Origin of the sequence: Mesorhizobium sp. SARCC-RB16n (assembly GCF_008520305.1) — a bacterium.
Classification (GTDB): domain Bacteria; phylum Pseudomonadota; class Alphaproteobacteria; order Rhizobiales; family Rhizobiaceae; genus Mesorhizobium.
Genome location: NZ_ML703284.1, coordinates 1 through 12,151, shown reverse-complemented (window position 1 = coordinate 12,151; position 12,151 = coordinate 1). Strand labels below are relative to the sequence as shown.

General features: G+C 59.7%; 11 protein-coding genes and 1 pseudogene. 2 read left to right on the top strand and 10 right to left on the bottom strand.

Annotation, left to right across the window (positions count from 1 at the left end):
* Window positions 1-362 precede the first annotated feature (362 nt).
* From C7I87_RS26430 to C7I87_RS26385, 10 genes are all read right to left on the bottom strand, one after another.
* Window positions 363-1,187, bottom strand: coding sequence for a 3-methyl-2-oxobutanoate hydroxymethyltransferase (locus C7I87_RS26430; protein ID WP_149906982.1), 825 nt, complete (start codon window positions 1,185-1,187; stop codon window positions 363-365).
* Between the two features lie 4 nt (window positions 1,188-1,191).
* A complete protein-coding gene (locus C7I87_RS26425; protein ID WP_149906981.1) occupies window positions 1,192-1,974 on the bottom strand; it encodes a TIM barrel protein in 783 nt (260 codons plus the stop codon).
* 6 nt (window positions 1,975-1,980) lie between these two features.
* Window positions 1,981-2,289, bottom strand: a complete 309-nt coding sequence (locus C7I87_RS26420) for a MocE family 2Fe-2S type ferredoxin (protein WP_149906980.1) — start codon at window positions 2,287-2,289, stop codon at window positions 1,981-1,983.
* Window positions 2,290-2,301: 12 nt separating this feature from the next.
* Window positions 2,302-3,261, bottom strand: coding sequence for a sugar phosphate isomerase/epimerase family protein (locus tag C7I87_RS26415; RefSeq protein WP_149907093.1), 960 nt, complete (start codon window positions 3,259-3,261; stop codon window positions 2,302-2,304).
* Entirely contained in the window at window positions 3,258-4,262 is a 1,005-nt protein-coding gene (locus C7I87_RS26410) for a Gfo/Idh/MocA family oxidoreductase (RefSeq protein ID WP_149907092.1), read from the bottom strand. Before C7I87_RS26410 ends, C7I87_RS26415 begins: the two co-directional genes overlap by 4 nt.
* A gap of 91 nt (window positions 4,263-4,353) precedes the next feature.
* Window positions 4,354-5,199, bottom strand: a complete 846-nt coding sequence (locus tag C7I87_RS26405) for an ATP-binding cassette domain-containing protein (protein ID WP_149906979.1) — start codon at window positions 5,197-5,199, stop codon at window positions 4,354-4,356.
* 52 nt (window positions 5,200-5,251) lie between these two features.
* A complete protein-coding gene (locus C7I87_RS26400) occupies window positions 5,252-6,271 on the bottom strand; it encodes an ABC transporter permease (RefSeq protein ID WP_149907091.1) in 1,020 nt (339 codons plus the stop codon).
* Window positions 6,271-7,323 carry an ABC transporter permease gene (locus C7I87_RS26395; RefSeq protein ID WP_149906978.1) on the bottom strand — a complete coding sequence of 351 codons (1,053 nt, stop codon included), beginning with the start codon at window positions 7,321-7,323 and terminating at the stop codon, window positions 6,271-6,273. The genes C7I87_RS26400 and C7I87_RS26395 overlap by 1 nt, the downstream gene beginning before the upstream one ends.
* A 101-nt stretch (window positions 7,324-7,424) precedes the next feature.
* Window positions 7,425-8,390, bottom strand: coding sequence for a sugar ABC transporter substrate-binding protein (locus tag C7I87_RS26390; RefSeq protein WP_188394004.1), 966 nt, complete (start codon window positions 8,388-8,390; stop codon window positions 7,425-7,427).
* Window positions 8,391-8,483: 93 nt separating this feature from the next.
* Window positions 8,484-9,530 carry a sterol desaturase family protein gene (locus C7I87_RS26385; protein ID WP_149906977.1) on the bottom strand — a complete coding sequence of 349 codons (1,047 nt, stop codon included), beginning with the start codon at window positions 9,528-9,530 and terminating at the stop codon, window positions 8,484-8,486.
* Between the two features lie 191 nt (window positions 9,531-9,721).
* Here C7I87_RS26385 and C7I87_RS26380 point away from each other — a divergent pair, with 191 nt between their 5' ends.
* A complete protein-coding gene (locus tag C7I87_RS26380) occupies window positions 9,722-10,756 on the top strand; it encodes a LacI family DNA-binding transcriptional regulator (protein WP_149906976.1) in 1,035 nt (344 codons plus the stop codon).
* 149 nt (window positions 10,757-10,905) lie between these two features.
* Window positions 10,906-11,480: pseudogene (locus C7I87_RS26375) on the top strand (amino acid ABC transporter ATP-binding protein); the annotation flags it as partial.
* Window positions 11,481-12,151 lie beyond the last annotated feature (671 nt).

Genomic DNA, 12,151 nt, shown 5'->3' with positions numbered 1-12,151 from the left:
ACAATGGCAACATCGGTGAAACTCTGGTCAGCCGCCCCTTGCTCGGGCAGCGGTATCTGGTCCGACTGGGGCTCCAAGGGTGTCATCTGAGGAACCGGCGGGTCGATGGCTTGCCCATAGAGTGGCTGAGTGACGACCGCTCCGGAAAGCACGGCAAGCATCATCAACTTCCGCATCGTCGTTCCCGCTATTTTCTTCGAAACGTCGAAGACAACCCTTGTGCCGGGCGATGGTTCCGCACTCACGACAGCCGCCGCGCAATTTCAGTCGTTCCGCTTGCTCCCTGACGCCCGCGAGTGCCGTATCCCACCAAGCCCATACGCATGTCATGTCTCCTGGCGCTTCATGCGGCACTTCATGGATCAGGCCTTGGCCTGATCCATGAAGTGGGCGAACTCCTCGTCGGTGATCGCAACATTGTGCTGCGGCGCCGGATAAGCTCCTGAATCGATGTCGGCGATGAATTCCTTGAAGGCTGCGATCCGCTCGCCCTGCAGCCGCTCGTACTCGGCTGCGAAATTGCGATAGGTCTTGGCGTGGCGTGGCTTGTGGCCTTGCGTATGACCCAGCACATCCTCGGCGAAGAGATACTGAGCATCGGCCCCTGGACCGGCTCCCATGCCGAGCATGATCATTGAGGTGTTCTTCGAGATGAACGCGCCAACGCGGTCCGGGACGACCTCGAGTTCGGCGCCGAAACAACCAATGGCCTCGAGTTGCTTCACCTGCCGCAAGACCTTCGTGGCCTCCTCTGCGGTCTTGCCGACAGCGCGGAAGCCTGTCCAGGTGATGTAGGAGGGGATGAGACCGACATGCGCAACGATCGGTACATGGTTGTCGCACAGCGTCTTCTGGATATCGTAGGACGCAGCGCAGTAGAAGCAATCACCACCCATCGCCGCGAAGTGAAAGGCAGCGCGCAGATAGTCCTCGGCGGTAGCGAGCGGCCGGCCCTGGAAAGTCCCCCAACCCCCGTACGGAAGTCCGACTTGGACAAAGCAGCGGCCTGCCGCCTCTCGCATTTCGGGACTAAAGAACCGGCCCTCGATCGACAGCATGTGAATACCGGCCGCGTCCGCGGCGGCGGCTTCTTCCAGCGTGGTCACGTAAAGCATGGAGATCTTCTCGCCGCGGGCCTTCATGGCGCGGATGTCGGCGACGGTAGGGCGGGTATTCCTGGTGACCATGGACCTAGACCGTGAATGCGTTGCGGAAAGCTTCGAGCGCGGCTTCGGGCTCGCCAGATGCGAAGGCCTCCATGCCGACAGGACCTGAGTAACCCATCGCCTTGAGGGCCTTGGCGATGCCGCGCCAGTTCACTTCACCCGTGCCGGGCTCCTTGCGGCCAGGCACATCGGCCACCTGGATTTCTCCGATCCAGGGCAGGCAAGCCCTGCAGAGCTCGATCAGATTCCCTTCGCCGATCTGGGCGTGATAGAGGTCGAGGTTGAGACGCAGGCGCGGATGATTCACCGACGAGACCAGCGCCAGCGTGTCCTCGGCCCGCCCGAAAGGAACGCCGGGGTGGTCAACTGGCAGGTTGAGGTTTTCAAGGGTGAAGACCACGTTCTCCCCTTCCGCCACGTCGACGACGCGGCACAGCGTGTCGCGCGCCTTCAACCACATGGCGCCGGTGACGACCTCCACCGGCGTGACCGGCAAGCCGCCCTCGCCAAGGCCGGTGCCGTGGAGATTGAGCCGCGCGACGCCGAGGCGCTTTCCCACCTTGGCTGTTTCGCGCGCCGTCTTGAGCAATTCCGCCGCTCCCTGGTCGTCGGTCAGACGGCCGCGCAGATAGCCGTTCATGATCGAAAAGGTCGCGCCAGATCGTTCCAATTTGGTGAGATCATGCTCGGGCCAATTCCAAAGGCCCACCTGAAAACCCATCTCGTTCAAGCGGGCGGCACGCCATTCGATCGGTTTGTCGCGCCAAAGCATTTCGGCGCAGGCGGCAAGCTGGAAGGCTTGGGTCATGATGGCTCAAACCTCGACCATGACGCGACCATTCTCGACCTTCGTCTTGTAAGTCTTGAGGTTCTCGCAAGCGGGTGGGGTCTCCACTTCGCCAGTTGTGAAGTCGAAAGCGGAGGCGTGTTTGGGGCACTCCACCGTATTGCCCATGACGAGACCGTCGGCGAGGTGGATCGCCTCGTGTGTGCAAAGTCCGTCTGTGCAGTAGTATTCATCCACATCATTGCGGAAGATCGCGAAGGTACGGCCGCCATTGTCGAAGCGTTTGGCTTCCTCGGCTTCGATTTCATCAGCGGCACAGGCGTCGATCCAGGGCATTGGGGTGTCTCTTCAGATTGCTTGCGGTTTGAAGTCTGCCGGTGCTGCCGGCATCACGTCCTGGAGCAGCGCGACGGACTTTTCGAGCCCTTCCAGCGAATTCAGAAGTACGTCTTCATGCTCGATGGAAAGCCAGCCGTCATAGCCGGCCATTTTCAGTCGATAGCAGAACTGGCGCCACCACTCTTCGCCATGGCCGAACCCGAGCGTGATGTGACTCCAGGACCGGGCCGGAATGTTCATCAGGCTGCCATTTTCAAGCAACGAGGTCGTTGCCTGAACGGGCGGGTTGAGCATCGTATCCTTGGCATGAACATGGTACACGGCCTCGCCAAGCACTTCGGCGGCGGCCAGGGGGTCAGCGCCCATCCAGAACAGGTGCGAGGGATCCAGATTGGCTCCCACTACTGGTCCGACCGCTTCTCGCAATTTCAGCAGCGAAGGCACGTTGTAGACGCACTGATTGCCATGGAGCTCGAGCGCGATACGATCGACGCCGTTTGCCTTCGCCAGCGCCGCCATCTCGGTCCAGAAGGGGATCAGCTTTTGTTCCCACTGATATTTGAGAATGGTCTGCGTTTCCGGCGGCCAGGAGGAAACAACCCAGTTGGGCATGCTGTCGCCGGAGCTACCGGCCGGCAGGCCGCTCATAGTGCAGACCGTGCGAACGCCCATCTCGCCGGCGACGCGGATCGTATCCCTCAGCCCTTCGCCTTGGGCGCGATCGGTTGGATGCAGCGGATTGCCGTTTGCGTTGAGGCTGATGATCTCCAGCCCGCGTTCCTCGAAGGCTCCATTGAAACGCTTCTGCGCTTCCCTGTTACCCAGCATGGACGAAAGCCGGAAATGAGGGGCGGTCGACCAGCCGCAAGTGTTCACCTCGATGCCAGACACCCCCATGCGCTGGGCATGATCAAGCACCGCGTCGAAAGGCAGACCACCGAGACTGTCTGAAACGAAACCCAGATTCACGCGTAAAACTCCGGTTTTGCAATCATCCGGACGGGCATGCGACGGGCTTCCTTCAGCGCCATCACGCCAGCCTCGGCAACGATGGCGGCGCAATAACCATCCCAGCAATCCGAAGCGTTCGCGGGGAACTCACCGGTCAAGACAAAGCGAAGGAAGTCGCGGTTCTGCAGGCGATAGGCATCGTAATAGCGGCTCCGCCAGTCGGAGTCATAGCTTGTGCTTTGGGTAAGGGCCGAGTCCGTCCGGGTGTAGGCGACATTGTTGGTCGAAACAGTGCCGCGCTCGCCGACCAACTCGGCACGGACGTCATAGCCATAGGCCGCATTGTTGTTGATCTCGATGTTGACGAGCTGGCCGTCCATCGTTTCCAAGACCATGACGACAGGCGCGACACGCGCGTCCGACCGCCCCGGCTGGAATGCGGAAATAGCCGCGTATTCCGTCCCGAGCACGTAACGCACGACGTCGAATTCGTGCGGAGCCGAATTGGTGATCGCCATCGCGCCGGTAAAATCGGCCGCGGGCGTTTCAACATTACGGTGGAAATTGTGCATCATCAGCGCCCGGCCGAGATGGTCACCGTCGAGCGCCCGCTTCATCTCCTGGTAGGAACGATCGTAACGCCGCATGAAGCCGAGCTGGACGAATTTCGTGCCCGCCTTCTGCTCGGCTTCCATCACGGCGATACAGTCGGCAGAGGCTTGTGAAAGAGGCTTTTCGCACAAAACCCGCTTGCCGGCGATAATACAGGCCATCGAAAGCGGCGCATGCGTGAAATCGGGACTCGCAATGATCACTGCGTCCACATCTTGCCGCGCGATGGCGCCCTTGGGGTCGGCAGCAATGTCGAAGGCTCCGCACGCATCAGCGACGCGACGGGCGCGCTGCTCATCCATGTCGCAGACCAATTGGAGCGCTGCGCCTGGGAGCTCCTCTGCGACTATCTTGGCATGATCTGCACCCATCAAGCCGGCGCCGATCACTGCAATGCGGATTGTCATTTCTGTCCTGCTTTTTGCTTTTTCGAATTCACGGCATAGCCGCGAGCGGTACGATGGGAGACGCGCCGGTGTGGAGCGTCCCAAGGGAAGTCTAGTGAGCGGCCGGGGCCTCCAACGCCGGGAGGGACGGCGGATGCCCCGCATGGGTTTCCATGTACCCATCGACCTGGGCTTCGAGGTCGGCCATGGTTTCGCCGCCGGCCATCAGGTCCGTGATCTCCTCGCGGGTCCTTTCGCCCTTGCGGAAATCAGCGGCGATAGCGCCACGAATCAGCACAGCGAAATGGTCGCCGACGGCCATGGCGTGCATGACCTGGTGGGTGATGAACACCACCGCCAGGCCACGCCTCTTGGCCTCGTTGACGATACGCAGCACGTGCGAGGCCTGCTTGACGCCGAGCGCCGCGGTCGGCTCGTCCAGGATCAGCACACGGGCTCCAAAATGCACGGCGCGGGCAATGGCAAGCGACTGCCGCTCACCGCCCGACAGGCCGCCGACCAGGCGGTCACCGTCGTCAATGCGGGTGATGCCGAAATCCCGCACTGCTTTCACCGCGATCTCATTGGCACGCTTGCGGTCGTAGATCTTGAACGGTCCCCAACCTTTGGTCGGCTCAACGCCAACAAAGAAGGACCGCCCGATGCTCATCAGCGGGAACGTGCCGCCGAATTGGTGCACCGTGGCGATGCCCCGTCCCTGCGCGTCACTCGGCCCAACGAAGGTCACCGACTGACCATCCATCAGTATCTCGCCGCTCGTGGGCTTGTGGACCCCAGCCAAGGTCTTGATCAGCGTGGACTTGCCGGCGCCGTTATCGCCGAGCAGGCAAAGCACTTCGCCCGCGCGCACCCTCAGCGAAATATCGTGCAGGACATCGATTGGACCGAAGGACTTGTTGACGTTCCTCAGTTCGAGAATGGCAGGTTTGTCGTTCATGGCGTGCTCATCTCTTCCTGTGCGGACCGGCTTGGCTGGCGCGGTTGATTTCTCATGGGTTCGCTGGCTCCCGAGGCAAGCTTCGGTTGCGCCGTGGCCTGAAATACAGGGCCAAGTCACGAAACGACTGGTTCATCAGCACGGCCGCAAGGAGCATCACACCGATGATCAGGTTCGACCAGTTTCGGTCGATCTGGGTGAAGTAGATTCCCTGGCTGACGATGGCGAAGGTGATGGTGCCGACGAAAATACCAACGACCGAACCAAAACCGCCGGTCAGCAACACGCCACCGACCACCACCGACACGATGGCATTGAAGATGAAGCTCATGCCGCCCGAGACTTGGGCGGAATTGAACAGGATCGCTTGACACATGCCGACGAACGTGGCGCTGACCGCGGACAACACAAACAGCGCGATGGTCATGCGGTTCGTCGGAATGCCGGCGTTGCGGGCGCTGACCTTGTCGCCGCCCATTGCAAACAGCCAATTGCCATAGCGGGTCTTGTGCAGGACGAAACCCACGATAGCGGCGAATGCGAACCACCAGACGATGATGACCTGATGGCTGCCGCCGATCAGTTGGCCGAACAGGAACTTGGCCCAGTCAGGCGCAATCAGGGCAACGCTGGCGTTGCCGGTCAGAAGCACCGAAGCGCTGAGCACCACACCCTGCATGGCGACCAGCGTGGCCAGGGTGATGATAAGGGAAGGCACCGAGGTGCGGATGGTCAGCAGGCCGTTGACCAGGCCGACCGCCACGCCGATAGCCAACGCCGCACCTATCCCTACCGCTATGGGCAGCCCGTAATATCCGGTGAGGATGGCGGTGGTCATCGACCCTGCCGGGATCAGTGCCCCGATGGAGATGTCGAGTTCGCCCGCGATCATCAGCAGCCCGACGGGAATGGCGACCATGCCGAGATTGGCCGCGAAATTGACCCAACTCGCTGCACCAACGAGCGTGCCCAGGTTGGCGCCGCCGAATAGAACGAAGAACAGCACCACGCCGACGAGACTTAGGATCGAGCCGGCTTCGGGGCGGCGCAGCACGGATCTAATCGCATCCATCATGACTGCCCACCCTTCTTCGAGGAATAGCTGAGCGCCATTTGTCGGAAGGTGTCGTTGGTCAGCACCGCGATCAAAAGAAGCGCGCCAATGATGACGCTTCCAACATTGGGATCCAGGCTCGTGAAGTAGATGCCCTGGTTCACGATCGAGAAGGTGAGCGTGCCAAACACGATGCCGACGATCGAGCCGAAGCCGCCCGTGAGCAGAACGCCTCCGATGACCACGCACATGATGGAATTGAAGATAAAGGACTGACCAGCCAGGACCTGTGCGCTCTGGTAGACCATCACCTCGCTGACCCCGACGAAAGCGGCGCTGAAGCCGGAGAGCATGAACAGACCGATGGTCAGCCGCTTGGTGGGAATGCCGGCGTTGCGCGCGCTTTCCTTGTCGCCGCCGAGCGCATAGATCCAGTTGCCTATCGGCGAGATGTGCAACAGCCAGAACAGGCCGACCACGAACACGACCCACCACAGGATCGTCACCTGGAACATGCCGCCGAGATAGTCGCCGAAGATCTCCTTGACAATCGGGCCGGGCACAAGCGAGACGCCGGTGCTGCCGGCGATCTTGACGGTGAGGCCCAGCGTTAGACCCATGGTGCCGAACATAGTGCCGATGGTGATTATCAGGGACGGGATGGTCGTTCTTGTCACGAACAACCCATTGAGGAAGCCAACCGCGAGACCGAGCCCAAGCGCGGCCGTTATGCCAAGCCAATCGGGCAGGCCATAGTGACCGGAGACAATGGCAGCGGTCAACGAGGCCGCAGGGATCACGGCCCCGACCGAGATATCCAGTTCCCCGGCGATCATCAGCAACCCTATGGGCAGGGCGATAATCCCGATTTCAGACGCGATATTCAACCAGCTGGCCGTGCCGGCGGCTGACAAGAAGCCACTTCCGCCGAAGACGCCGAAGAAAAGCAGAACCGCGACCAAGCCGAGGAACGAGCCCGACTCCGGTCGACGCGCCAGCCGGCCGAGGGCCAGTCCGGACTGGGGCTGGTCCGCCGCCGGCGCTGATGTGGATACGACGGGATGTGCCATTAGGATATCCGCGAGCGCGCGACCAGCCAAGATAAGGTCGCCGCGCAAAGAGGGAAAAAGGACCGCCCGCCGCAAAAGCGAGAGCGGCCCAGGCGGGAGGATTATCGCGTCCCTGCTTTCACGCCGGCGATGGTGGCGTCGACATTATTCTTGTCGATGATGCCCGGTCCTGTAAGGATCTCACGGGTAGGCACCGACAGGCCATAATTGACGTGGCCATTGAGGAGAGCGACGGCCAAATATCCCTGCAGGTAACCCTGCTGGTCGATCGCGCAGGCCTGCTTGCCAGCCTTGATGTTGTTCAGGATGGTTTCGTCAAAGTTCATGCCGCAGAGTTGCACCTTCCCGACCTTGCCTGCCTGGGTAAGGCCGTTCATGGCGGAATTGGCGTCGACGTTGCCGATCGTAAAGACGGCGTTCACGTCCTGGTGCTGCAGCAGATAGGCTTTCACCGCCTGCGCGACCGCCGTGGCCGAGCCGAACGATGTAGCAGGCAGCGGCAGCACATCGGCTTCGCCGCCGCCGTTCTTCATGCCTTCCTTGAACCCGCCGCAGAAGGCTTCGATATTGGCGGCGCCTGGCAGCGTGTTGATGCAGACGCCTTTCTTGTTGCCGGCCTTGGTGAGGTATTCACCAGCCGCGACACCGCCCTTGTAATCGTCCGAGCCGACATAGTTCATGGCGCCAAGACGATCGGCCGCTTTCAGCCCGCCGGCATTATAGATGAGCAGCGGAATGCCGGCGTCCCTTACAGCCTTGAACGCAGGGTCCATGGCTTCCGGCACCCAGTCCGGGCCGACAATGGCATCCGCCTTCTGATCGATGGCCTGGCGGATCAGCTCGGCGGCGTCCACACCCAGATTGTCGTAATTCTGCGGCCCGAGCCAGGTAACCTTGCCGCCTTGCGCCTCGACCACCTTGCCGGCGTCTTCGGCGCCGCGCTTGACGATTGACCAAAACGGGTCGTCCGGCTTGCCGCCAACAACGAAGATGTTCGCGGCGAGCGTCACGCCGGTGCTGAACCCGATCAGCACTGCTGTCGACACCAGTGTTTTGAAAAGCTTCATGTCTTCCTCCCAATTTACCCCGTGGGGTTTCAACAAAAGTCTGCCCTGTCCGGCCCGCTCCTCACGGGGCACAGTCGAAACAGCGTCGGTTCGTTACTCCGCCGGCATTCCCGACGTCGGATCGCCGCGGCCTTCCTGCCGGCTCCGGACCTTTTCCTTTTTTTTGCGGAACCGCGCCTTCATGACCTCATCGGCTTCCTTGCTGCCGTCGTGCCAAGTGCCGAACAGCTTATCGAGGGGAACAAGCCCGTCACCGCCGTAATTCACCTCGAAATACTTGTGGTGCAGGTAGTGCACGTAAGAATGGCTATCGAGGTTAACCTTGTCGGTGATTTCGAATGTCTCGAAGCCGAGGTGTCCGTTCACGGCTCCAAATCCAGCTCCGTGGAGCGTGAAGTAGGCGCAGACCGGGTTGGAAGGGATCAACAGGTGCAGCCAGGCTTCGGCATGATAGAGGAAGCCTTCGACCGGGTGCATCGACAGCGACGACCAGGGGCTTGGATTGATCGAGTTGTGATGGACCGAATGCACCCATTTATAGAGTGGCGGCCAATGGATCGCCCGGTGAAGAAAGAAGAAATAGACCTCATGTACGGCCGGCGCGATAATCACCAGGAACGACAGGTAAAGCCAATTCGTAGTCCAAGGCAGCCAAACCGCCCAGCTGTTTGCGTAGACCCACAGCATCACGATCTCGACCACGGTCCACAGTGGTATGGTGACGAAAAACGAGCGGGCGAAATTGTCAATGTTCTGGCTCTGAAACCAAAACACATCAGACGGAGCGTCTGAAGGAAATTTCCCATTATACTTGAAGCGGTTCTGTTGTTTTCGCTGTGCGTAGTAGCGCAGTTCAAAGAAACCGTAGAACAGGAAAATGCCGGCCGCGTTTAAGCCATAGAGCCAAAAATAGTTTAACAGCGAGAGGCTTGCGAGGCTCTTCCAGCTTGGGATAAGCAGATTTACCCAGATAAGTGCAGTGGCAATATGGAAGGTGTTCCATGGCCAGATGAATTCAGGGATCCACGCCACCACCTTCTTGGCACTGAACGGACGATGCCAGATCGGCACCGGCTCGGCACGGCGGTGCGGCGTCCAGTTCCCGCGCTTGTCGCGCGTTCCATACTGAAGGTCATCCATCGTAACAGCGCCTCCTTCCCCGGATCTGTCGTGTGCTTGCGGGGCCTAGCCCAATGGGCTGATTAAATATCGAGCCCTCAACTAGGAGCGATTCATATCGAAGGCTTGATATTTGTAGAAGACGAAAATAGTATCAAAGTGACATTTGTATCATTTGATATCAATCACGATGATACGGAGGGAAGAGCATTATGAGACGGCCGACAATTCACGATCTCGCCGCCGCGGCAGGGGTGTCGGTGGCGACGGTCAACCGGATCCTGAATGGCACCGTCTCTGTACGCCCGAAGACCGTCCAACGTGTACAAAGCGCAGCGGAAGAAATAGGGTTTTACGGTATTGGCGCCATTGATGACCGGGCTCGCAAGATATCTCCGCATTACCGCTTGGGCTTCCTGCTTCAGCAATCGACCCGCGACCTCTACCAACTGTTCGGCAAGAAAATTATTGCCGCCTGCCGAGAGCGTCGAGACGAGGTGATCGATCCCGTAGTTGATTTTGTGGATCTGCTGACTCCAGAGACTATCTCGAGCCGTCTCATCGCGCTCGGCGACACATGCGACGTTGTCGCGGTCGTAGCCGCAGACCATCCCATTATTGGCCAGGCCATTCGCTCGCTGAAGGAAATGGGCAAACCCGTCGTTTCCTACATCACAGACCAATCCGCACCGGAACGGGCAGCTTATGTGGGCACAGACAATTGGAAGCTCGGGCGCACCGCGGCCTTCCTGATTGCACAAACCACTCAAGGTCCGGGCCGTATTGCCATCTTCATAGGAAACCATCGATATCAATGCCAGGACGTCTCTGACGCGAGCTTCCGTTCCTATTTGCGCGAGCACGCTCCACGGCTCACGGTAGAGGAAAGCCGTCCCACCCACGAGGAGGCGAATGAGGCCTATCGGATGGTGACAGAGCTTTTGGAATCGACAGATGATCTCGTCGGCATTCTGATCGTCGGCGGCGGAATAACCGGTGTACTTCGTGCCTTGAGGGAGGTGCCTCCGGAGAGGCGGTCCGGTATCAAGGTAGTATGCCGCGACATCGGCCCCGAAACCCGAAAAGGATTATCGGAGGGCCTGATTACTGCGGCTCTCTGTCATCCGCTCGAAGCGACCTCGGCCCTTCTCGTGCAGACAATGATTGATGTCGTTGGACCACAAGCCCCGTTAGCCACCCTTCAGCGGTCCATTCCCTTTGAAATTGTCACGCCGGAGAATATCTGACGCAAATGTCGGCTGAGAAGTCGCCGTCAGGCATTCTGCGACCCGACTGAGGATGTCCGCTTCCTCAACTGCTATATCGCCGCGCAAAACGGTCGCGCTACGCTGGACGCATCTGTTCGTTTGCCAGCCGCCACTGGGGCATTCATCATGCGCATCAGGAGGGTGACATCATCGTCAACGGCGTTGCTCTGCATGGCAAGATGAGCGACGTCGCCGCCATACGCTCCAACGTCGGCATGGTCTTCCAGCACTTCAACCTTTTCCCGCACATGACGGTGCTGATGAACTGCATGGCAGGGCCGATGTGGGTCAAGGGCGTCTCCGCCACGGAGGCGCGCCAGACAGCTCTCCAGTTCCTGGAGCGGGTTCGCATTCCCGAGCAGGCGAACAAGTTCCCCGTCCAGCTCTCCGGCGGTCAACAGCAGCGCGTGGCTATCGCGCGCAGCCTATGCATGAAACCCGATGTCATGCGTTCGACGAGCCGACCTCAGCCCTCGACCCGGAAATGGTCTCGGAGGTGCTGGATACGATGACGGGACTGGCGCGCGATGGCATGACCATGGTGTGCGTGACGCATGAGATGGGCTTTGCCCGTGCGGTGGCCGACCGCGTCCTTTTCATGGACGCCGGGCAGATCGTCGAGGAGGGCACGCCCGACGCGTTTTTCGGCCGCCCGTGCCATGATCGAACGAAGTTGTTCCTCAGCCAGATTTTGAAACATTAGCTGATCGGCCTCTCTGTGGAGTGGCAGCTCTCTCCACGATCTGCGAATTGTCGAGCTTCGGGCCAACATAGCTCGCGTATCTGAAAGGGGGTAATTCCCTACTTCAAAGCGCGGAGCCGAGCCGTATCGCTGGGGGCAATTCCAGGAAAATGCTCATTAGTTTTTCCGCCCGGATCGGGTGGGCAACATTGACAGCGGAAACGGTTGTCGCCGCATCATCAACCACGACCGGCTGCAGCCAAACCGAACGGCACATTGAGGCTTGACTGTAACGTACTCGCGAGCCGCTCCAGGCAGCGCAATGTCATTCCTTCTTTTCGTCCATGGGTTCGCCACACCAAACGAGATCATACGAAGGATATGGATTGGCTAACCATCCGCTAAACCATTGATTTTCTTGAAAAGTCGTACACCCTCCGCGACTAACATAATCGTTATTTGTCAATCGGTTACGAGGCGGTTCGCCCAAATTGATTCAAGAAGCTGATCCAGCCACTCGCTGACCGCATTCATCTTCTACCGAATGGCAACTTTGCGCCTAAACTCAGACGTCGAGCCCGCCTTTGCGACATCTCCAAAGCGGACACACGCGCTCGGTATGAGGTCGCATACTGCCAGAAGCGGAGACCACCACCGTGGAGGATCGACCCCGCAGACCAAATGAGCACGGG